The organism is Sulfitobacter sp. 1A15106 (assembly GCF_043556995.1).
GTDB lineage: Bacteria > Pseudomonadota > Alphaproteobacteria > Rhodobacterales > Rhodobacteraceae > Sulfitobacter > Sulfitobacter faviae.
This window is the reverse complement of record NZ_JBIFFM010000001.1, coordinates 439,595-460,964: the sequence shown is the minus strand read 5'-3', so window position 1 is coordinate 460,964 and position 21,370 is coordinate 439,595. Positions and strand designations below refer to the sequence as shown.

Below are 21,370 nucleotides of genomic sequence, written 5' to 3'. Positions count from 1 at the left end.
TGGTCGCTTAGGTCTCTTTTTTGTCGTCGACGATGGTCATCTGCGCGATGCCGCTTTCGCCCAGATCGACCTTGGCGAAGGGGCCGCCGTGGCACATCTGGCCGGGGTCGGTGATGTCGACGGGGCCTTCCTCGGCCAGCACCTGTTCGGCGAACTGCTCGGCGTTATCCTTGGGACGGTAGCCGAGGAAGGCGGCTTTTGAGTTGTCCACCGGGGCGCGGTCGTTGTTCGACACGCCATAGATCACCGAGAAACCGACCGAGGGCGTGTCCACCGCGCGGGTCACCAGCTGGATCAGGTCGTCATAGCTGAGCCAAGAGCCGAGCGCGCGGGAGTTGTTGACCTGTGCCGCGCTCAGGATGCGCAGATGCACGGATTCGAGTTGGCGCTTGTCCCAATACATGGAGCCGAGGTCTTCGGTGAAGCATTTGGCGAGGCCGTAGAACGTATCGGGCTTGTGGGCCGCGTCGATGCCGATGAAATCGGCCTTTTTGTGCATCCCCACCGCATGGATCGAAGAGGCATAGACCACGCGGCGCACCCCGGCCTGATAGGCCGATTCCCAGACGTTGTAAGAGCCGACGAAGTTCGGGCCCAAGAGTTCCATGAAGGGTTTCTCGTCCACGATGGCCCCGAAATGCACCACCATGTCGGCGCCCTCCATCAGGGCCGCGACTTGGTCGTATTCCGCCAGATCGGCCTTCTGATAACGCTCACCGTCGTAAAGCTTGCCAATGTCCTCGGCGATGTCGGAGCTGACCAGTTCTTCGCACATCGCGGCCAGCGGCTCGCGCAGATAGGAGCCGAGGCGCCCGGCGGCGCCTGTCAGGACCAGTTTCTTAAATTTCATTACATCTTCCTTTCACGTCTCAGAAATCTTGTCGCGCACCTTCGCGCGCAGGGCATCGGCACCTTGGGCCAAAAGGCCCACATCCGTGCCGCAGGCGACAAAGGTGAAGCCTTCGTTCAGCAGTTGGGCGGCGAACTCGGGGTCGGTGACCAGCGTGCCGACGGGAATGCCCTTGTCCATCAAGAGTTTGGCCGCAGGGCGGATCACCTCCCAGACCTCGGGGTGCAGGGTCTGGCCCAGATGGCCCATGTCGGCGGCGATATCGGCGGGGCCAAAGAAGATACCGTCGACCCCCTCAACCTCGGCAAAGGCGGCGGCGTTTTCGACGGCGGCGCGGGTTTCAAGCTGGATCAGGATGGCGGTCTGGTTCTCGACCTCGGTATTGTAATCCGCGACCCGACCAAATTGGTTGGCGCGGTTCAGCCCGGCCACGCCCCGAATGCCGCGGGGCGGATAGCGGCAGGCGGCCACGGCGGCGCGGGCCTCATCAGGTGTCTGCACCATGGGAAACAGCAGCCCCGGCGCGCCGAGGTCCATCAGCCGTTTGACCTTGACCGCATCGTTCCAGTCGGGCCGCACCATCGCCGTGGTCTCACTGCCCGAGAACGCCTGCAACTGCCCCAGGACCGAGGCCATGTCGCTGGGCGCATGTTCCATATCCAGCATCACCCAGTCATAGCCCGCATGGGCCACCACCTCGGCGGCATAACCGTTGGAGAGGGAGACCCAGAGGCCAAGCTGCTTTTGACCGGCGCGGATGGCCGTGAGGAAGCTGTTCTCGCGCAATTTCATATCACGGCCCTTTCGACGAATTTCTCGGAACGCACGATCCGCGCGTAGTCTAGCGGGGTGAGGTCGAGCGTGCGGTAGCCGCCATGGGTGATCAACTCTGCCGTGCCGCGCCCGATGGCAGGGGCCTGCTGCAAGCCGTGGCCGGAAAAGCCGTTCATGAAGACGAAGTTCGCGACCTTGTCGTGCCGCCCCAGAATCGCGTTCTGGTCGACGGTGTTATAGGCGTAATGGCCGACCCATTCATTGATCACCTTGACCCGCTCAAAGGCCGGAACGCGGGTGGCGATGGTGGGCCATACCTTTTCCTCCCAGATCGAATGGTCGAAGGTGAAATCGTCATAGGCCGCGTCGTAGTCATCCTCCGGCGGGCAGCCTGCCATATAATATTTGCCCTCTTGGCGCATATGCACGCCGCTGGGGTCGATGGTCAGCGGCAGGTCCATCTCAAGCGGCTCGGCGGCGTCGAAGATGAAGGTGTAGCGTTTGCGCGGCACCACGGGCAGGGTGATCCCGGCCATCTGCGCCGTCGCCGCCGCGCGAGGGCCAGAGGCATTGACCACCGTCCCGCAGGAGACCGTCGCGCCGGACTTCAGCGTCACCGCATCCACCGCACTGCCCGCGGGGTTCAGCACCATGCCGGTCACCTCGTCATGCACAAAGGTCACGCCGCGGCGCTTGGCCATGCGTTTGAACCAGTCGAACATCGTGCCGCCGTCGAAATAGCCCTCATCCACCGTGTTGTGATTGGCAGCGATCACATCGTCGAGCATGTAGAAGGGATAGCGCGCGGCGATCTCATCCTTGGTCATATGCTGGGTGTGCGCGCCCATGGAGGTTTGGATGCCCTGCGCCTCGCGCAGGGTCTGGGCAAACTCGGGCGTGTCGGCAAGATAGAGGTAGCCAAAGCTTTGCAGCGCCAGTTCCGGCACCTCGGGATCGTCATGCATGAACTGGCGGAAGTTTTTGATGAACTCGGCCCCGAATTGCGAAATCTGGATGTTCACGGGGGCGCTGAACTGCTGGCGGATGCAGGAATTCGTATGGCTGGTCGAGGCGAATTCATAGGTTGGATCACGCTCGACCACCAGCACTTCGCCGTCGAACCCCGGCGTGTTGGTTAGCCACCAAGCCAAAGCCGAACCATAGATGGCCCCGCCCACGATCACCACGTCATAGGACGTCTCAAGCGCGTTTTGCATGCACAGTCTCCCTTTGCGCATTCCCCTCTGAATCGTGGGTAGCCTAAGCATTCAAAGCCTGCAATCTTTGTGAAGCGCGGCGCGAATTTTCGTTTTGCGGCGATGGGTTGCGCCTGTGCCCATGAATGAGGCAGGGTTGACTTTTACTGCGGCTGTCGCACCATGAGCGCGATGCCGCAACACAGATGACCGCCCAAAGGAGTGGCCCTTGGACAGCGACCGCGAAGAGATTGAGCGTCTGATTGCGCAGGTCGCAATGGGGGACCGTGCCGCCTTTGAGGCGCTTTATGATCGGGTGTCGGCGAAACTATTCGGGGTCTGCCTGCGTGTGTTGGACACACGCGCCGCAGCAGAGGATGCCATGCAGGACAGTTTCGTCAAAATCTGGAATAATTCCGACCGCTATCAGGCCAATGGCCTGTCGCCGATGACGTGGCTGATTACCATTGCGCGCAACACGGCGATCGACCGGCTGCGCGCCACCCGTAAGGGCCATCAGGATATCGACACGCCGGGGCTGGAACTGGCCGCGCCGGGGCCGAACCCCGAGCAATCCGCCGTGGCCGCGTCAGAGGCCAAGCGGCTGACCAATTGTCTGGATGATCTTGAAGCGGATCGCGGTGCTGCGGTGCGCGGGGCGTACCTTGATGGCGACAGCTATGCCGAGCTTGCGCAGCGTTTCAACGTGCCGCTTAACACCATGCGCACATGGCTGCGCCGTGGTTTGATGGCCCTGCGGGAGTGTATGAGCATATGAGCGACACCCCCATCACCCCGCCCGAAGACGACGATCTGCTGGCCGCCGAAATGGCCTTGGGCCTGTTGGAAGGCGAAGACCGTGCCGCGGCACGCGCCCGGCTGATGCAAGACCGTGATTTTGCCCGCCGCGTGGCCGATTGGCAGGAGCGTTTCGTGGCGATGACCGACGATATCGCCCCCGTCGCCCCGCCCGCTAAGCTGCGCCGCGCGCTGATGTCTCGGCTCTTCCCCGCGCGGCATGTGCCACTGCTGCAGCGGCTCTGGCTGTGGCAGGGGGTGTCGGTGGCAGCACTGGCCACCGTGGCCTTCCTTGCCCTGCCGATGCTGCGCGAGCCGCCGATGCAGCTCCCGGCCGAGGTCTATGCCACCCGCATGGCGGCCGAGGACAGCGCGCTGGAATTGCTTGCCGTCATGGACATGTCGCGCGGCGATATCGCGTTGCGCCGTGTCTCGGGCGACGCGCCCGCGGGCCGCGTGCTGGAGCTTTGGGCGATCCTGCCGGACCGCGCGCCGATCTCTTTGGGCGTGCTGCCTGAGGGGGAGGTTAACCGCGTGACCTTGCCCGCCGATCTGGCACCCGAGGCGGCGCAGATCACCTTGGCGATCACGGACGAGCCACCGGGCGGTGCACCCGGCGGTATCCCCACCGGGGCCGTTATGGCCGCCGGTGCCGTGGCGGAACTCTAAACCCCGAAACGCCCTGCTTTGACCGAGCAGGGCGTTTCATTTTTCGTTTCCTTTACAGCGCGTTATGATTTTTCCGCAAATTTTCTGAACCATTCTGAAACTCCTCTCACCTCTGCCCCGTGGGTCCAGTATCGCCGCCCACAACGGGGGGCATTCAAGGGAGGAAATCCAATGAAGACGCTCAAGACATTCGCCGCCGCCACCGCCACCGCCGCGCTTTTGGCCACCGGTGCCATCGCCGCCAATCCCGAAGTGGGCGGCGCGCCCATGTTCGAGAATAAGAACATCGTCGAAAACGCCGTGAACTCCGCCGATCACACAACGCTGGTCGCCGCCGTGAAGGCCGCCGGTCTGGTCGACACGCTGGCCTCCGAAGGGCCGTTCACCGTTTTCGCCCCGGTCAACTCCGCCTTCGACGCGCTGCCCGCGGGCACGGTCGAGACCCTGCTCAAGCCCGAGAACAAGGACATGCTGACCAAAGTGCTGACCGCTCATGTGGTGGCCGGTAAATGGTCCGCCGCCGATATCGCCGCCAAGGCTCGCGCCTCCAGCGATGGGTTCTACCATTTCAACGCCGTCTCCGGCGATGCGCTGTCGGCGCAGGTGAAGGGCCGCAACGTCTATATCATCGACGAAAGCGGCAATGCATCGCGCGTGACTATCGCAGATGTGAACCAGTCCAACGGGGTGATCCACGTTGTAAACAGCGTGCTGGTGCCCAAGTAAGAGGCAACCCGCATGATGTGGCCGGGCCAGTACCTCCATGCTGGTCCGGCGTTAACCCAATCCGAACGCGAGGAGTAACACCATGAACAGACGTCATTTTCTGACATCGACCTTTCTGGGCGCCACCGCCATCGGGTTGGGCGCGCGTGGCGCATCGGCGGCCTATGTCGAGGGCGACTTCGAGATTACCCGCAGCGAGGCCGAGTGGCGCGCGATGCTGAGCGAGCTGGAATATGCCGTGATGCGCGAAGGCGATACCGAGCGCGCCTTTACCAGCCCGCTGAACGACGAGAAACGCCCCGGCACCTTCATCTGCAAAGGCTGCGATCAGCCGCTTTACGATGCGGCGACCAAGTTCAAAAGCGGCACCGGCTGGCCGAGCTTCTATCAGCCGCTCGACAATGCGGTCGGGACCATGGCCGACAACAGTTTCTTCATGCGGCGGACCGAGGTGCATTGCGACCGCTGCGGCAGCCATCTGGGCCATATCTTTGATGACGGGCCGGAGCCGACGGGCAAGCGGCATTGCATCAACGGCGTCTCGCTAAAATTCGTCGCGGCTTAACAGATCGGTCTCACCCAAACGGAGCGCGCGCCGCTGTCGGCGCGCGTTGCCCTGTCAGGTGCCGCGTGGTTTGGCGCGCAGGGTCGGGTCCGCCACTGTGGGGTCTTCGGGCCAGGGGTGACGCGGATACCGCCCGCGCATGTCCTTCCGCACATCGGCATAGGAGCTTGCCCAAAAGCCGGGGATGTCCATCGTGACCTGCACCGGGCGCTGCGCGGGCGACAGCAGGGTGACTTGCAACGGCTGGCCGCCCACCGTCGGGTGCCGCGTCACGCCGAACATCTCTTGCAAACGCAACGCGATGCCGGGGGTCTCACCGCTATAGTCGATGGCCACGCGTCGCCCGAGCGGGGTTTCAAAATGGGCTGGGGCCGAGCGGTCCAACTCTTGTTGCTGCTCCCAACTCAGCCTGTCTTTCAGCGCCGGGGTGATGTCGAACCCTTTCCAATCGGCGCTGCTGCGCGCGCCCGCCAGATGCGGCAGCAGCCAGTCTTCCAGCGTCTCCATCAGATGCGCTTCACTGAAATCGGGGAAGGGCGCGGGCATCAGCCGGGCGCGGGCCAGAAACAGCGCCGCCGTCTTGCCGGGGTTCAGCCCCAATTGCCGCACACCGTCCAGCATCGCAACCGCCACCGCATCGGCGGGCGCATCGGGCCATGTGCGGTCTTCCAGAACCAGCGCGCCGAAGACCTCTTGCTTGCGGGTCAGCACACGCCCCTCGCGGCGCGACCATAGGCAGACATCCTGCCAGTGGATTTGATCGGCAAAGGTGGCGCGCAGCTCGGCGTCCGATATCAGCGCCGCCTGCCGGATACGCGCCTCACGCGGGTCGCCGTCGAGGTCAGTGGCCACCAAGAGCCGCGCGCCCGCCATCGGGTCGGTCTCGGGCAGCACCGCGCCCTTGCCGCCCGAAAGCACGTAGCGCGGCGCCTCGCCCTTGCGGTGCAGACCGACGCGGTCGGGGTAGGCGAGGGCCGCCAGCACGCCCAAGGCGTCCGGCCCGTCGCCCTTCGCACTGCGGGCAAGGCGTTTCGCCTCGGCCTTGATGCGGGAGAGCGTGGGCGCATGGGGCGGCGTGGCGGTGCGTTTTCCGGCCAATGCGTCCATTCGCAGCGCAAGGTCGACGGTCGCGCCGCGCATCGGATCGCGTTCGGCCAGCAGGGCGGCCAGCATCGGCGCACGTGGCCCGCCGCGCGTGACCATATGCGCCAGCCTCGGGTGCAGGGGAAGCTTTGCCAAGGCGCGGCCATGTTCGGTGATGCGGCCCGCAGCGTCGAGCGCGCCCAACATCTGCAAGACCGCCTGCGCCTCGGCCAGACGGCCCGCGTGGGGCGGGGTGACGAAGCTCAACTCCTCGGCCTGCGCGCCCCAGAGCGCCAGTTCCAGCGCGAAACCAGTGAGGTCGCCAGCCTCGATCTCGGCCGGGGGAAAGGCAGCCAACGCGCCTTCCTCGCCCCGGGTCCACAGTTTGTAAGCGACCCCGGTGTCGAGGCGTCCGGCCCGGCCCGCGCGCTGCGTGGCCTCGGCGCGGGTCACCCGCTCGGTCACCAGCCGCGACATGCCGGAGGCGGGATCGAAAAGCGCGCGGCGCGACCGGCCGCCATCGACGACGATGCGGATGCCTTCGATGGTCAGGGAGGTCTCGGCGATGGAGGTCGCCAGCACCACCTTGCGGCCCGAGGGCGCGGGCGCGATGGCGGCCTGCTGGGCCTTGAAGTCGAGCGCGCCGAACAGCGGGGCGAGGGTGCAATCCTGCGGAAGGGCGGGGCGCAGAAGCGCTTCGACCCGGCGGATTTCGCCCTCGCCGGGCAGAAAGACGAGGGCCGAGCCGGGCGCCTCAGACAGCGCCTTCAGGGTAAGATCGGCCACGGCATTCTCAAACCGCTGCTTGCCCACGGGCTTGTCGCGCCAGCGCGGCTCGACCTCGAAGCTGCGGCCCTCTGAGGTCACGATCGGTGCCGCCATCAGCGCGGCCACCGGCGCGGCGTCGAGCGTGGCGGACATAGCCACCAGCATCAGGTCGTCGCGCAGGGCGCCCGCGACCTCGAGCGCCAGCGCAAGGCCCAGATCGGCGTTGAGCGAGCGCTCGTGAAACTCGTCGAAGATCACCGCACCGACGCCCGGCAGGTCCGGGTTGTCCTGCAACATGCGGGTCAGGATGCCTTCGGTGACGACCTCAATGCGCGTGGATTTCGACACCGCCGAGGCACCGCGCACGCGGAAACCGACGGTCTGGCCGGTCTCTTCGCCAAGGCTTTCCGCCATCCGCGCGGCGGCGGCGCGGGCGGCAAGGCGGCGCGGTTCCAGCATCAGGATGCGGCCCGGGGTCAGCCCGGCCTCCAGCATCGCCAGCGGCACCCGCGTCGTTTTGCCCGCGCCGGGGGGCGCTTGCAGCACCACACGGCCCGTGTCGCGCAGGGCGGCGATCACATCCGGCAGGACGGCGTCGATGGGCAGGGCGAAATCAGCGTTGGACATGGCGCGGTTATCGGTCATCGCGCGCGCCGCGCCAAGGGTGGGGATGGACAATTCCACCCGCCCCCCGCAAAAGTTGCCCATGGATATCGAGAGATTGGCCGAGGGCCTCATAGCAGGAGAGCGCCGCGCCTTGGCGCGGGCGATCACCTTGGTGGAATCGGGCCGCGCCGATCACCGCGCGGCGGCGGCGGAACTGCTGGCGAAGTTGCCCAGCGACCGGCAGGCGCTGCGCATCGGGCTGTCGGGCACACCCGGGGTGGGCAAATCCACCTTCATCGAAAGCTTCGGCATGATGCTGACCGCGCAGGGCAAACGCGTGGCGGTGCTGGCGGTGGACCCCAGTTCGGCGCGCACCGGCGGTTCGATCCTGGGCGACAAGACGCGGATGGACCGGCTGAGCCGTGATCCCAATGCCTTCATTCGGCCTTCGCCCAGCCAGACCTATTTGGGCGGCGTCGCGCGCCGCTCGCGCGAGGCGGTGCGGCTTTGCGAAGTGGCGGGCTTTGACGTGGTGCTGATCGAGACCGTGGGCGTCGGCCAGTCGGAAACCGTGGTGGCCGAGATGTCGGACGCCTTCGTGCTGCTTCTGGCCCCCGCTGGCGGGGATGAGTTGCAGGGCGTGAAACGCGGCATCATGGAGATTGCCGACCTCATCGTCATCAACAAGGCCGACGGCGATCTGAAATCCACCGCCGCGCGGACGCGCGCTGACTATGCCGGTGCCCTGCGTCTGCTGCGCAAACGCCCGCAAGACCCCGAGGGGTTCCCGCGCGCCACCGCCGTTTCGGCGTTGGAAGAGAACGGACTGGATGAGACTTGGGCCGCTTTGCAGGAATTGATCGAATGGCGCCGCGCGCATGGTTTCTGGGACCGCACCCGCGCCGCACAGGCGCGCTATTGGTTCGAACAGGACGTGAAGCAGCGGCTGCTGGCGCAGTTGGAGACACCCCAGGCGAAGGACGATCTGACGCGGCTTAGTGATGCGGTGGCCGATGGGGCGCGTGATCCGGCGGAAGCGGCGGCGGAATTCGTCCGCCGCCTTAGGGCAGATTAAGACGCGTTTGCGGGTTCCGAGACGGGGAAGAGCACGTCGTAGATCCAGTTAAAGACGAAGGCGTAGATCAGGTAAAACACCGCCAAGGACACGTCGATCAAGAAGGCTTCGCGCAGGGAAATCTCAAGATACCACGCGATGAAGGGCAAGAGCACGAAGAGCAGCCCGATCTCGAAACTCACGGCATGAAGCACGCGGATCGGCACCGTCTTTTTCACCGTGCCGCGCAACCGACGCAGGGTGTGGTCGAAACCGAGGTTGTAGAGATAGTTCCACCCCGTCGCGATGCTGGCGCTGACCACAGCGACGACACCGATATGGCCGATGGGCTTGTCAAAGAGCCAAGCACTGGCGGGGGTGACGATCAGCAGGGCGATGATCTCAAAACTAAGGGCGTGGCGGATGCGGTCTGCGGTGCTGCGCATGGGGTGGTCCCGGTATTGGTCGGGTCGTCCCGAGTGGCTGCCCAAATGGGGGAGGTCGTCCTCGCTTGGGGCCAATATGGCGATTGACGCGCGGGGTGCAAGGGGCTCAGCGGCCCGCCTTGGGATGGGCGTTGTTATAGACCTCCATCAGCCGCGCAGTATCGACGGCGGTATAGGCCTGCGTGGTCGACAAGGACGCATGGCCCAACAGCTCCTGAATGGCGCGCAGATCACCGCCCGCGTCGAGCAGATGGGTGGCAAAGCTGTGGCGCATGGCGTGGGGCGTGGCGCTGGCGGGCAGGCCCAGTTGCATCCGCGCATCGGCCATCACCTGCGCCACGGCGCGCGCGCCCAAGCCACCGCCGCGGATGGCGCGAAACAGCGGGGCCTGCGCCTCACGCGGGTGCGGGCAGAGGGCGAGGTAGTCTGCGACCGCGGCGCGTGCGGCGGGCAAGACCGGCACGACCCGTTCCTTCCCGCCTTTGCCAAGGATGCGCAGGCTGGCGGGCAGGGGGGCATCGCCGCCTTTCAGCGCCAGCGCCTCGGAAATCCGCAGCCCGCAGCCCCAGAGCAGGGTCAGCACCGCCACGTCACGCGCCGCCACCCATGGCGCGCGGGCTTGGGTCTCGACACAGTCGATCAGCGCGCGGGCAGCGTCTTCGGCCAGCGGGCGGGGCAGTTTCTTGGTGAACTTCGGCGACCGGGCGAGCAGAACGGCAGTGGGCTCGAACCCCTCCCGCTCGGCCAGCCAGCGGTAAAAGGCTTTCACCGCCGAGAGCTTGCGCGCGACTGACCGTGACCCCGCCCCGCCGCTGCGGGTGCTGGCCATCCATGCGCGCATATCGCTGATGGTGATTTTCGCCAACGCACCCAGACCTTGGGTGTCGCCCTTATGCAGCGTCATGAAGGTGAGGAATTCGGTCACATCGCCCCGGTAGGCGATGATCGTATTTTCGGCCGCATCCTTTAGCGCGCTTTGGTGTTCCAACCACGTCTGAAGCGCGTCCCGCGCGGCGGGGCTGATCAGCAGCGGATTTGCCTTCTCGCTCAAGACAGCCAGCGGCGCATGGATCGCTCCAGCACGCCGGTAAAGAAGGTGAGCAGATCGGTGCCCTGTTGCGGGCCGAACATATGCGGGTCTTCGGCGCCCATGACCAACAGGCCGGGCAGCCGTCCGGGGCCGAAATCAAGCTTGAGACAAGCCTCGGACCGGATCCATCCCGCCTTGCTGCCATAGAGCGCTTCGGATCCGTCTTGCAGCGCGCGCAGGGTCACCTGCCGCACCATGCCGCCGCGCCCTTGGCTCAGGTAGTCGTCGATGAACCCTGGCTCGGCCACGCTGAGCACATCGCCCAAACGCTGCACCGCCGGGTCATTGTCGTTCTGGGTGGATTCCAACACCAGCCGCACCGCATCGACGCGCAGGATATCGGCCACTTCGCCGCCGAGATCGCGCAGGAAAGTCTCGAACTCCACCGGGTCGAGCATGCGCAGGATGGCGCGGTGGATCTGATTGGTCCCGGCAAGGTTTTCATAGGCCGCCGCGATGACGCTGCGGTGGGTGTCCTCCAGCCGGTCGAGACGGGTTTCCAGCCGCTCCATCGCGATGCCGCGCAGGTCGACGATATTGCCGCCCATGGCCTTTTCATTCGCCGCGATCAGCGCCTGCATCACGTCGCTGTCGTCAAGAATGACGTCAGGCGCTGAGATGATCGCCTCCCGCAGGGCGTCGTCGATTTTGGGGCTGCTGCTCATGGGCGTCTCTTTTTGATTTGCAGTGTCATAGCATGCTGGGGCGTCAAGATCTGCCCCCAATTGGTCACGGGTCCTGCCGCCTGCGGTCTTTGTTGCCGCCTTGCGTCAGGCCGGGATGTAGACCGAAGCCTGGCGGAACAAAAGCGGCGCAGACGTGTTGGCCCCGGTCGACGCGCGGATTTCAGCCGTAGGGCCGCGCGTACCTGATCGAAGCCTGCCGCATATCCCCGGATGCGGTGGGAGAGGTCTTTGCCGGGAGAGGAAATCTTACATGGAACATGTCTCTGTCGATCTTTGGGCCGCCAACCTTCAGGTCGCGCCGGACTCGCTGCAAAGCTGGCTCGCCAGTGTCGAGACGCGTCTGCAACAGGCCGCCGAGCGTGAGGCGCAGCTTTTGGTGATGCCCGAGTTTTGCTGCGCGCAGTGGCTGAGTTTCGCCCCCGCCGACCTGCCTGCGGAAGAGCAGCTTGGCTGGCTCGCGCAGACCGCCACGCTGGCGCTCGACCCGATGCGGCGCATGGTTGAGCAAACCGGCGTGGCCCTGCTGCCCGGCACCTTTCCCGTGGCCTTCCCTACGGTCGATGCGCCCGAAGGTTACCTTAATCAAGCGTGGTTTCTAACCCCCGATGGCGGGCTGCAAGTGCAGAACAAGCTGAGCCTGACCCCGCTTGAGGCGAATGGCGCCAGCGGCGTGACCATCGCGGGCACGGGGATCAACCTGTTCGAGTGGAACGGGCTGCGCTGTGTCATCGCGATCTGTCTTGATGCGGAATATACCGCGCTCTGGTCCAAACTGGGGGAGCTGAACCTCGATCTGGTGATCATTCCCGCCAAGACCGATATGATCACCGGCTATAACCGCGTGTTCAGTTGCGCACGGGCGCGGGCCATTGAATTGCAGACCGCCGTTTGCTGTGTCGGCGCGGTGGGCGCGCCGCTGACCCCGTGGCAGCAGGATACCGGCGTGGGCGGGGCGAGCGTTTACCTGCCCTGCGACGTTTCGGTGGCATTGGACGGGATGCATGCGGCCCTGCCGCCCCAGACGGCGGCGCAGGGCATGGATCTGGTCTTGCAAGCCCCGGCGATCCCCGTGGGGCAATGCCGCCGCATCCGCGCAGGCGCGGCCGAGGCCGAGGTGCGTCCGGGCCTGTGGTCGGGCGATCACCTGACGGTCGAAGGGAGTGCGGCCTAAGGCAAAGAAAAACCCCCTCCGCCACGGGCGGAAGGGGTTTGATGTTCGCGCGTTAAGGCCGGATCAGAGGATGTTCTGACCGGTCTTTTTCCAATCGGCCATGAACTGCTCCAGCCCCTTGTCGGTCAGCGGATGCGCGGCCAGTTTCTTGATCACCTCGGGCGGCGCGGTCATCACGTCGGCACCGATGCGCGCGGCGTCCAGAATGTGGTTCACGCTGCGGATGGAGGCGGCGAGGATCTGCGTCTCGAAACCGTAGTTGTCATAGATGGTGCGGATGTCTTGGATCAGGTCCATGCCATCGAGGTTGATGTCGTCAAGGCGCCCGATGAAGGGCGAGATGAAGGTCGCGCCCGCCTTGGCCGCGATCAGCGCTTGGTTCGCCGAGAAGCAGAGTGTCACGTTGATCATGTGACCTTCGCCCGACAGAACCTTACAGGCTTTCAGCCCGTCCCATGTCAGCGGCAGTTTGATGGTGATGTTGTCGGCGATCTCGGCCAATTTGCGGCCCTCGGCGATCATCGCGTCGGCTTCCAGCGCCACGACTTCGGCGGAAACCGGGCCATCGACGAGGTCACAAATCTCTTTGGTGACTTCAAGGATGTTGCGGCCCGATTTCAGGATGAGGGAGGGATTGGTGGTCACGCCGTCGACCATGCCAAGGTCATTGAGTTCGGCAATGGCGTCGATCTCGGCGGTATCTACGAAGAATTTCATGGGCTTTCCTTCCGGGTTGGAATGTGATCGCTATCGGGTCAATTCGTTGCCTTGGCTTTACCGCATGATCTGCGATGCTTAAAGCCTCAATTCCCCCAAGCGACACGGAGCATGCGGCAGGTATGGCTGAATTCTACCACCATGGTGAGTTGTTGTCGGTGATGACCACCCAGCCTTTGGGCCGCGCGCTGGATTATCGCGCGCCCGAGGGTGGTTGCCATGCAGGGGCCTTTGTCGAGGTGCCGCTGGGCCCGCGCAAGGTGATGGGTGTGGTCTGGGGGCCGGGGGCCGGGGACTACGACATCAACAAGGTGCGCCATGTGATCCGGGTGCTCGACGCGCCGCCGATGCGCGAGGAGATGCGCGAGTTTTTGCTGCGGTCCGCTGCCTATACGCTCACGCCGCTGCCCGCCATGCTGCGGTTGGCGACCCGCGCGCCGGGCCTCGGCGATCCGCCGTCGATGCGCAAGATCTACCGCGCCGGGGACGGCATGCCGTCGCGCATGACCGATGCACGCCAGCGGGTCATGGCGGTGTTGGAGGAATACGGCGATCTGGCCTTCACGTTGAAGGAGCTTTCTGAGATGGCCGGGGTGACGTCTTCGGTCGTGAAGGGCCTGGTGGACCAAGGTGCGGTGCGCGAGGAGGAAAGCCCCCGCGATCTGCCGTTCCGGCGGCTTGATCCATCCTTGCCCGGCAAGGCACTGACCGAGGATCAGGCCAAGGCGGCGGCAGTGCTGCGCGAGGGGATCAAGTCCGGGACCTACGGCACGACGCTTTTGCGCGGGGTCACCGGCTCGGGCAAGACGGAGGTCTATCTCGAAGCCGTGGCGGCGGCGGTGCAGGCCGGGCGGCAGGCGCTGGTGCTCTTGCCCGAAATCGCGCTGACCGAGCAGTTTTTGGAGCGTGTCGAAGAGCGTTTCGGCGCCAAGCCCGCCGAGTGGCATTCCGGCGTCACGATGACGGAGCGCCGCCGCATCTGGCGCATGGTGGGGCAGGGCAACGCGCAGCTGGTGATCGGCGCGCGCTCGGCCCTGTTTCTGCCGTTTCAGAACCTCGGGCTGATCGTCGTGGATGAGGAACATGACACCTCCTACAAGCAGGAGGACGGGGTGCTTTACAACGCGCGGGACATGGCGGTGCTGCGGGCCTCAATCTGCGGCGCGCAGGTGGTGCTGGCCAGCGCCACGCCGAGCCTCGAGACATGGGCCAATGCCGAGGCCGGGAAGTACCGGCGGCTGGAACTGACCTCGCGTTTCGGCCCGGCGGTGATGCCGCAGATGGGCGCGATCGACATGCGGCAGGCGGGGCTGCCGGGGGACAAGTGGATTTCGGGCGAGATGAAGCGCGAGGTCGATGCGCGATTGGCGCGCGGCGAACAGGCGATGCTCTTCATCAACCGCCGCGGCTATGCGCCGGTCACGCTTTGCCGTGCCTGTGGCGAGCAGATCGGCTGCGACCAATGCGATGCGCGGATGGTCGAACACCGCTTTCTCAAGCGCCTCGTCTGCCACCAATGCGGAGAGAGCAAACCGATGCCCGAGGCCTGCCCCTCTTGCGAGGTCGAGGGCAAGCTCGCCCCCGTGGGCCCCGGGGTGGAGCGTCTGGGCGAGGAGGCCGCAGCGCTCTGGCCCGAGGCGCGGATCGCGACGCTGAGTTCGGACATGTACGGCTCGGCCCGCGCGCTCAAGGCCGAGATCGCGGGGATCGCCGAGGGGGCGGCGGACATTATCATCGGCACGCAGCTGGTGGCCAAGGGGCATAACTTTCCCAAGCTGACGCTGGTGGGGGTGATCGACGCCGATCTCGGGCTCACCGGGTCGGACCTGCGCGCGGCGGAGCGGACGTTCCAATTGATGCGGCAGGTGGCGGGGCGTGCGGGCCGGGCCGAGGCGCCCGGCGCGGCCCTGTTGCAGACCTACCAGCCCGAGCATCCGGTGATCCGGGCGATCTTGACGGGTGAGGAGGAAGCCTTCTGGGCCGCCGAGGCCGGGGAACGGCGGCAAGCCGGGGTGCCGCCCTATGGGCGCATGGCGGGGATCATCCTGAGCGGCAGCGATGCGGCGGCGGTCTTTGATCTGGGCAACCATCTGGCGCGGCATGATGCGCCTTTGCGTGCCGTGGGGGCGCAGGTTTTCGGCCCCGCCCCCGCGCCAATCGCCCGGGTGCGCGGGCGGCATCGTGTGCGGCTGTTGGTGAAGGCGGATAAAGGCGTGGCGCTGCAGGAGGCGCTGGGCCGTTGGGTCGGCGGGCTGCGGCTCAAGGGAGACTTGCGGCTGGCGGTGGATATCGATCCGCAGAGTTTTTATTGAGGCTGGCTGGCAGGGCATCTGCATCGAACAAAACAGCCCGGAATCAAGGCCGAAGGCCGCCGGGCAGCGCCAGACCGGCTCATGGTCTGGCGCTTTTGCAATCGGAGTGGCGGCTTGCGCAAGTTTCATATGACCTGCTGCCATAAAGTGCCCACCTGACAGTTCGTGTGCGCCAGCCCCCGGTCTGGCGCTGCCGGGCTCTGCGCGTTTTCTCTCGCCATCTCCGGGCCTTGGGCGTAATGAAATCCCATGACCCGTTTCATCACCCTCGAAGAGGCCAAGCGCCTGCCGTTCTGGCGCCGTCCCGTGGCCCTGCTGTTCCTCATGGCGCTGGCCATGCCGATCGCCTTCAACACATGGTCGGCGCTGCTCAATAACTTCGTCATCGAGGTGGCCGATTTCGACGGGTCCGACATCGGGCTGCTGCATACGGTGCGCGAGATCCCGGGCTTCTTTGCCATCGGTGTCATCGCCATCCTGCTCTTCATGCGCGAACAGGTGCTGGGGCTGGTCTCGCTCGCGCTTCTGGGCGCGGCCACGGCGGTCACGGCCTATTTCCCCTCCATGGGCGGTATCCTGACGATCACCATGCTCAGCTCCATCGGGTTCCACTACTACGAGACGGTGAACCAGTCGCTGCAACTGCAATGGCTGAAGATTGAGGACGCCCCGCGGATGATCGGCTGGCTCATGGCCGCGGGCTCGCTGGCCACGCTGGTCGCCTATCTCGCGATCATGGCGCTCTGGGAAACACTGAGCCTCAGCTACGACATCGTCTACATGATCGGCGGCGGTGTCACCGTTATCATCGCACTCACCGCCATGCTGGCCTATTCGCAGTTCGAGGCACCCACGGTGCAGAACAAGAAGATGGTGCTGCGCAAGCGCTACTGGCTCTACTACGCGCTGCAGTTCATGTCCGGCGCGCGGCGGCAGATCTTCGTGGTCTTCGCGGGGTTCATGATGGTCGAGCGTTTCGGCTTCGAAGTGCATGAGATCACGACGCTCTACCTCATCAACCTTCTGGCCAACATGCTCTTTGCCCCGCTGATGGGCCGTGCCGTGGGCTTTTTCGGCGAGCGCCGGGCGCTGGCCTTCGAGTATATCGGGCTGATCTGCGTCTTTCTGGCCTATGGCGGGGTCTATTACCTCGGCTGGGGCGTGGTGATCGCGGCGACGCTCTATGTGCTCGATCACATGTTTTTTGCCCTCGCACTGGCGCTGAAAACCTACTTCCAGAAGATCGCCGATCCGGCGGATATTGCGCCCACGGCGGCGGTGGCCTTCACCATCAACCATATCGCCGCGGTCTTCCTGCCGGTGCTCTTGGGGCTCTTGTGGCTGGCCTCTCCAGCGGCGGTGTTCTTCCTCGCGGCGGGCATGGCGGCTGTGTCGCTGATGCTGTCGCTGCTGATCCCGCGCCACCCCGCGCCGGGGCATGAGACGATCTTTCAAAGTGTCCTGCCGCAGGCCGCCGAATAAGGCGCAAAACCCAACATGGCTTGACCCGGCGCGCGCGCGGCCCTAGGCGAAACGCAACCGCACCGCAGCAAAGGACCGCGCCATGCCCACTTTCACCGCCCTGACCACCCTCGAAGGCCGCGACCCCGCCTATGCACTGGGCGAGGCGATGGAGCGGCTGACCCCCGAACCCACCGGCGTGGGCGTTTTCGAGGTCGAGGACGGCTCGGGCCTGTGGGAAGTCGGCGGCTACTTCGAAGAAGCGCCCGATACCGCAGCACTTGCCGTGCTGGCCAAAGCCATGGGCGCCAAGGAGTTCACCGTCTCCGAACTGCCCGAGACCGACTGGGTCGCCCATGTCCGGCGCGAATTGGCACCGGTGGAGGCGGGCCGCTTCTTCGTCTACGGCAGCCATGACGCGGACAAGGTGCCCGAGGACTGCGAGCCGCTGCTGATCGAGGCCGCCATGGCCTTCGGCACCGGCCACCACGGCACCACCTTGGGCTGCCTCAAGGCGCTCGACCGGCTGGCGAACGAGGGGTTCCACGGCCGCAACGTCGCCGACATCGGCTGCGGTACCGCGGTGCTGGCCATGGCCGCCGCGCGCATCTGGCCGGAAACCGTGCTGGCCAGTGACATCGACGAGGTCGCGGTCGAAGTGGCGCAGGCCAATGTCGATGCCAACGGGCTAACGGGCCGCGTGACCTGCGTGGAAGCGGCGGGCTTCGACCACCCCGCGCTGGCCGAAGCCGCGCCTTTCGATCTGGTCTTCGCCAATATCCTCAAAGGACCGCTGGTGGCGCTGGCCCCCGACATGGCGGCGGCGCTGCAACCCGGCGGCTATGCGATTCTCTCCGGCCTGCTGAACGAACAGGCGGAAGAGGTGATCGAGGTTTATGCACGATCCGGCATCAATCTGACCCACCGCGAGAGCATTGGTGACTGGACGACACTAACGCTTCAAACGAAAGTATAATTCACGCCTCATTTTCGTTGCATTCGACCCTTTTGCCGCTTTGTTGCCACATTTGGACTTTATTCAAATTGCCAGCAAACGGTGGGGGCCGGATTGCTACGGAGGCTGTGATGGCTGAAGGACACGCTCAATTCGCGAAACGGATCGAACTTCTGGGGCGCAAGCATCGGAAGCTGGAACGAGGATATGTCACCCGCGTCGGACGCGATGGGTTGATCTCTGTCTTGCCGAAACGCGCCCGCCGTGGGTTCCCGATGACAGGTCTTTTCCTGATCGTTCTGGTGTTTTTCGGCTTCAAAGCCTTCGCCCTCGCCGCGATCGGCCCGGTGACCTATAACGAACGCCTCTCGCGCCTCGCCAATGGGTCGAACCTTGAGCAGATCGGCGCCAAGATGATGGCCATCGACCCGGTGACCCAGACATTGGCCGAGCTGACCGGCCCGATCATGCGGTAACGTGGCACCGCCCATCGCGTAAAGAAAAAGCCGTAGCGGAGGCTCTCCGCTACGGCTTTTCTAATGGGGCTGATGCATATCCCGTAGGGTCAACGCACGAAGTGGTTCTGCGCCACAAGGTCGATGTCGCCCCGGATCAAGCCGATGTCTTGCAACTCGAGATCGGTCAGGTCCGACAGCGCCTTGCGGGTGGCGCGGCTGTCTTGCCAAGCTTCGACAGCAGCGAAGAAGGCGCCGAAAAAGCCAAGGATACGTGTGACGGCCGAGGGGGAGCCGTAAGCGGTGCGGGTGGTGTCGAAAGCTGCCATGGGGCCGTCCTTTGTTTGCTCTCAGGTTGCGTCGGCAGGGGGCGGGATGGCCTTCCTTACCGAACGGAATTTTCGGCAAGTATGCCCGAAATTCGCCCCGCGCAATCCCTCAAAAACGGCAGTGAGCCTTGCGTTTTTTGCATGGGTCGAAAATAGGGTTAACCCACTCTCATTACGGGAAAAATTCACCGTCCGGCATGTCGGTTTTGAGCCATGGAGAGGCGCAATTCGACACCGCGGTTCGAAAGCGACAGAGCGCCTGTCGCAAAGTGCCCGCCGCGCATCAGGGCTTTGCGATGTTCGCCTTTCGTGCTAGTGCACCAAAAAAGCAACAATTTTATCGAGGGGCAGAGATGATACGGGTGATCGGCATAGATCCGGGGCTGCGCAATCTGGGCTGGGGCGTGATCGATGTCTCGGGCAGCCGAATCGCGCATGTGGCCAATGGCATCTGTCACTCCGAAGGCGACGACCTTGGCGCGCGGCTCTTGTCCTTGCATGGGCAGCTTACGCGCGTGCTGACGGCATGGCGGCCCCAAGCGGCAGCGGTTGAGCAGACCTTCGTGAACAAAGACGGGGCCGGGACGCTGAAGCTGGGGCAGGCGCGGGGCATCGCCATGCTGGTGCCCGCCCAGTTTGGTTTGACGGTGGGCGAATATGCCCCCAACAAGGTCAAGAAAACCGTGGTCGGCGTCGGCCATGCGGATAAGGGGCAGGTGGCGCATATGGTTAAGATGCAGATGCCGGGGATCGAGATTGCGGGGCCGGATGCCGCCGACGCGCTGGCCATCGCAATCTGCCACGCTCATCACGGCGGGGCAAGCACGCTGGCGCAGGCGGTGGCGAGGGCAAGCGCATGATCGGCAAGCTTTCGGGCCGCATCGACTACCGCGCCGCGGATCACGTGCTGATCGACGTGCGCGGGGTGGGTTACCTCGTCTATGTCTCCGACCGGACCATGGCCGCACTGCCGGGCGTGGGCGAGGCTGTGGCGCTTTATACCGACCTCGTGGTGCGCGAGGACTTGATGCAGCTTTTCGGCTTCCAGACGCTGGTGGAGAAGGAATGGCACCGGCTGCTGACCTCGGTGCAGGGGGTGGGGGCCAAGGCCTCGCTCGCGATCCTCGGCACGCTGGGGCCGGATGGCGTGAGCCGCGCCATCGCGCTTGGTGACTGGAACGCGGTGAAGGCCGCGAAGGGCATCGGCCCGAAAATCGCGCAGCGCGTGGTGCTTGACCTCAAGGACAAGGCGCCCGGCGTCATGGCGATGACCGGCACCGTGGCCGACGCCATGGGCGAGACTGAGGCCGCCGCCGACGAGGCGGTGATCGAAGCCGCCGCCCCGCGCCCCGCGCCGAAACCTGCCGCCCCCAATGCCTCTGCCCAGTCCGAGGCGCTTTCGGCGCTCGGTAACCTCGGCTATGCCCCGGGCGATGCGGCGGGCGCCGTGGCGCAGGCGGCAGGCGAGACGCCCGAGGCCGATACCAAGGCGCTCATTCGCGCGGCGCTCAAGCTGCTGGCGCCGAAGGGGTGAGCACGAATGCGCGCGGCGGTTGGTGCGTGAACCTTCCGCTGGAAGAACCACGCACCCTACGGCATAACGAGGCCCTATGACCGACATCGACCCCACCGTGCGGCCCGACCCGCTGCCCGAAGACACCGACCGCGCGCTGCGGCCGCAAATGCTCAGCGAATTCGTTGGGCAGGCGGAGGCGCGGGCGAACCTGTCGGTCTTCATCCAGTCGGCCCGCCAGCGCGGCGAGGCGATGGATCACACGCTGTTTCACGGGCCGCCGGGCTTGGGCAAGACGACACTGGCGCAGATCATGGCGCGCGAGCTCGGCGTGGGCTTTCGCATGACCTCCGGCCCGGTGCTGGCCAAGGCCGGTGACCTCGCGGCGATCCTCACCAATCTCGAGGCGCGCGACGTGCTGTTTATCGACGAGATCCACCGGCTGAACGCTTCCGTTGAAGAGGTGCTCTACCCGGCGATGGAGGATTTCGAGCTTGATCTGGTGATCGGCGAAGGCCCCGCCGCGCGCACCGTGCGGATCGAGTTGCAACCCTTCACGCTCGTGGGCGCGACCACCCGCATGGGGCTTCTGACCACGCCGCTGCGCGACCGGTTCGGCATCCCGACGCGGCTGCAATTCTACACCGAGGACGAGCTTTACATCATCGTCGACCGCAACGCCCGCAAGCTCGGTGCCCCGGCGGACGAGGGCGGCGCGCGCGAGATCGCCAAACGCGCCCGCGGCACGCCGCGCATCGCCGGGCGGCTGTTGCGCCGGGTGGTGGATTTCGCCGTGGTCGAAGGCGATGGCCGCGTGACGCGCGAGTTGGCCGATATGGCGCTGACGCGGCTCGGGGTCGATCACCTCGGCCTCGACGGGGCCGACCGGCGCTACCTGCGCCTGATGGCCGAGAACTATCAGGGCGGCCCGGTGGGGATCGAGACGCTTTCCGCCGCGCTTTCGGAAAGCCGCGATGCGCTGGAGGAGGTCATTGAGCCGTTCCTGTTGCAGCAAGGCCTGATCCAGCGTACCCCGCGCGGCAGGATGTTGGCCGCCAAGGCGTGGAGCCATCTCGGGCTTGCCGCGCCCCGAGGGCAGAGCGACCTTTTCGGCTGACGTTTCGGAGCGAAGGTAGACCAGATGAC

At 65.3% G+C, this 21,370-nt stretch carries 22 protein-coding genes; 13 read left to right on the top strand and 9 right to left on the bottom strand.

Annotated elements, in window-relative coordinates; genetic code table 11:
- Positions 1-7: 7 nt before the first annotated feature.
- Genes ACGYKA_RS02225 through ACGYKA_RS02215 form a run of 3 tightly spaced genes read right to left on the bottom strand, consistent with a single transcriptional unit; the run spans position 8 to position 2,841 of the window.
- The gene (locus ACGYKA_RS02225; RefSeq protein ID WP_394411342.1) at positions 8-850 is read right to left on the bottom strand and encodes an NAD-dependent epimerase/dehydratase family protein; all 843 of its coding nucleotides are present in this window, start codon (positions 848-850) and stop codon (positions 8-10) included.
- 12 nt (positions 851-862) lie between these two features.
- Positions 863-1,642: an HpcH/HpaI aldolase/citrate lyase family protein gene (locus ACGYKA_RS02220; protein ID WP_394411339.1), complete on the bottom strand. Its 780-nt coding sequence runs from the start codon at positions 1,640-1,642 to the stop codon at positions 863-865.
- The gene (locus tag ACGYKA_RS02215) at positions 1,639-2,841 is read right to left on the bottom strand and encodes an NAD(P)/FAD-dependent oxidoreductase (protein ID WP_394410260.1); all 1,203 of its coding nucleotides are present in this window, start codon (positions 2,839-2,841) and stop codon (positions 1,639-1,641) included. The genes ACGYKA_RS02220 and ACGYKA_RS02215 overlap by 4 nt, the downstream gene beginning before the upstream one ends.
- Before the next feature lie 256 nt (positions 2,842-3,097).
- Between ACGYKA_RS02215 and ACGYKA_RS02210 the strand changes: the two genes are divergently transcribed.
- From ACGYKA_RS02210 to msrB, 4 genes are all read left to right on the top strand, one after another.
- On the top strand, positions 3,098-3,598 hold the full coding sequence (locus ACGYKA_RS02210; protein ID WP_209218390.1) for a sigma-70 family RNA polymerase sigma factor: 501 nt from the start codon (positions 3,098-3,100) through the stop codon (positions 3,596-3,598).
- On the top strand, positions 3,595-4,287 hold the full coding sequence (locus ACGYKA_RS02205; RefSeq protein WP_394411336.1) for an anti-sigma factor domain-containing protein: 693 nt from the start codon (positions 3,595-3,597) through the stop codon (positions 4,285-4,287). The genes ACGYKA_RS02210 and ACGYKA_RS02205 overlap by 4 nt, the downstream gene beginning before the upstream one ends.
- 171 nt (positions 4,288-4,458) lie before the next feature.
- Positions 4,459-5,013: a fasciclin domain-containing protein gene (locus ACGYKA_RS02200; RefSeq protein WP_067268384.1), complete on the top strand. Its 555-nt coding sequence runs from the start codon at positions 4,459-4,461 to the stop codon at positions 5,011-5,013.
- Positions 5,014-5,095: 82 nt separating this feature from the next.
- On the top strand, positions 5,096-5,578 hold the full coding sequence (msrB, locus tag ACGYKA_RS02195) for a peptide-methionine (R)-S-oxide reductase MsrB (protein WP_394411333.1): 483 nt from the start codon (positions 5,096-5,098) through the stop codon (positions 5,576-5,578).
- A gap of 54 nt (positions 5,579-5,632) precedes the next feature.
- Here msrB and hrpB read toward each other — a convergent pair whose 3' ends face one another.
- On the bottom strand, positions 5,633-8,074 hold the full coding sequence (gene hrpB, locus ACGYKA_RS02190) for an ATP-dependent helicase HrpB (RefSeq protein ID WP_394411771.1): 2,442 nt from the start codon (positions 8,072-8,074) through the stop codon (positions 5,633-5,635).
- 61 nt (positions 8,075-8,135) lie between these two features.
- Between hrpB and meaB the strand changes: the two genes are divergently transcribed.
- Complete coding sequence (gene meaB / locus ACGYKA_RS02185) at positions 8,136-9,110, top strand: methylmalonyl Co-A mutase-associated GTPase MeaB (protein WP_394411330.1); 975 nt, start codon at positions 8,136-8,138, stop codon at positions 9,108-9,110.
- Here meaB and ACGYKA_RS02180 read toward each other — a convergent pair.
- From ACGYKA_RS02180 to ACGYKA_RS02170, 3 genes are all read right to left on the bottom strand, one after another.
- Positions 9,107-9,535, bottom strand: a complete 429-nt coding sequence (locus ACGYKA_RS02180) for a PACE efflux transporter (protein WP_394411327.1) — start codon at positions 9,533-9,535, stop codon at positions 9,107-9,109. The two genes, meaB and ACGYKA_RS02180, sit on opposite strands and share 4 nt — an antisense overlap.
- 106 nt (positions 9,536-9,641) lie before the next feature.
- Positions 9,642-10,586, bottom strand: a complete 945-nt coding sequence (locus ACGYKA_RS02175; RefSeq protein ID WP_271688070.1) for a tyrosine recombinase XerC — start codon at positions 10,584-10,586, stop codon at positions 9,642-9,644.
- Positions 10,583-11,290, bottom strand: coding sequence for a DUF484 family protein (locus ACGYKA_RS02170; protein ID WP_067263525.1), 708 nt, complete (start codon positions 11,288-11,290; stop codon positions 10,583-10,585). The genes ACGYKA_RS02175 and ACGYKA_RS02170 overlap by 4 nt, the downstream gene beginning before the upstream one ends.
- Before the next feature lie 271 nt (positions 11,291-11,561).
- Between ACGYKA_RS02170 and ACGYKA_RS02165 the strand changes: the two genes are divergently transcribed.
- Positions 11,562-12,482, top strand: a complete 921-nt coding sequence (locus tag ACGYKA_RS02165; RefSeq protein WP_394411324.1) for a nitrilase-related carbon-nitrogen hydrolase — start codon at positions 11,562-11,564, stop codon at positions 12,480-12,482.
- A gap of 63 nt (positions 12,483-12,545) precedes the next feature.
- Here ACGYKA_RS02165 and fsa read toward each other — a convergent pair whose 3' ends face one another.
- Positions 12,546-13,199, bottom strand: a complete 654-nt coding sequence (gene fsa, locus ACGYKA_RS02160) for a fructose-6-phosphate aldolase (RefSeq protein ID WP_067263530.1) — start codon at positions 13,197-13,199, stop codon at positions 12,546-12,548.
- 122 nt (positions 13,200-13,321) lie between these two features.
- Here fsa and ACGYKA_RS02155 point away from each other — a divergent pair, with 122 nt between their 5' ends.
- The 4 genes from ACGYKA_RS02155 to ACGYKA_RS02140 all read left to right on the top strand — a co-directional run bounded on the left by ACGYKA_RS02155 (position 13,322) and on the right by ACGYKA_RS02140 (position 18,403).
- Positions 13,322-15,511: a primosomal protein N' gene (locus ACGYKA_RS02155; protein ID WP_394411321.1), complete on the top strand. Its 2,190-nt coding sequence runs from the start codon at positions 13,322-13,324 to the stop codon at positions 15,509-15,511.
- Between the two features lie 249 nt (positions 15,512-15,760).
- Positions 15,761-16,993, top strand: a complete 1,233-nt coding sequence (locus tag ACGYKA_RS02150) for an MFS transporter (RefSeq protein WP_394411319.1) — start codon at positions 15,761-15,763, stop codon at positions 16,991-16,993.
- 82 nt (positions 16,994-17,075) lie between these two features.
- On the top strand, positions 17,076-17,948 hold the full coding sequence (locus ACGYKA_RS02145) for a 50S ribosomal protein L11 methyltransferase (protein WP_271688066.1): 873 nt from the start codon (positions 17,076-17,078) through the stop codon (positions 17,946-17,948).
- Between the two features lie 110 nt (positions 17,949-18,058).
- Entirely contained in the window at positions 18,059-18,403 is a 345-nt protein-coding gene (locus ACGYKA_RS02140) for a hypothetical protein (protein ID WP_394411317.1), read from the top strand.
- An 89-nt stretch (positions 18,404-18,492) separates the two neighbouring features.
- Here the strand turns inward: ACGYKA_RS02140 and ACGYKA_RS02135 are convergent, their stop codons facing one another.
- Positions 18,493-18,711, bottom strand: a complete 219-nt coding sequence (locus tag ACGYKA_RS02135) for a DUF1127 domain-containing protein (protein WP_209218191.1) — start codon at positions 18,709-18,711, stop codon at positions 18,493-18,495.
- Between the two features lie 353 nt (positions 18,712-19,064).
- On the opposite strand from ACGYKA_RS02135, the gene ruvC reads away from it, so the two are divergent.
- From ruvC to ruvB, 3 genes are all read left to right on the top strand, one after another.
- Positions 19,065-19,571 carry a crossover junction endodeoxyribonuclease RuvC gene (gene ruvC, locus ACGYKA_RS02130; protein ID WP_067263543.1) on the top strand — a complete coding sequence of 169 codons (507 nt, stop codon included), beginning with the start codon at positions 19,065-19,067 and terminating at the stop codon, positions 19,569-19,571.
- Complete coding sequence (gene ruvA / locus ACGYKA_RS02125) at positions 19,568-20,245, top strand: Holliday junction branch migration protein RuvA (RefSeq protein ID WP_067263546.1); 678 nt, start codon at positions 19,568-19,570, stop codon at positions 20,243-20,245. The genes ruvC and ruvA overlap by 4 nt, the downstream gene beginning before the upstream one ends.
- Positions 20,246-20,321: 76 nt before the next feature.
- Entirely contained in the window at positions 20,322-21,341 is a 1,020-nt protein-coding gene (gene ruvB, locus ACGYKA_RS02120; RefSeq protein ID WP_271693148.1) for a Holliday junction branch migration DNA helicase RuvB, read from the top strand.
- The last annotated feature ends 29 nt before the right edge of the window (positions 21,342-21,370 follow it).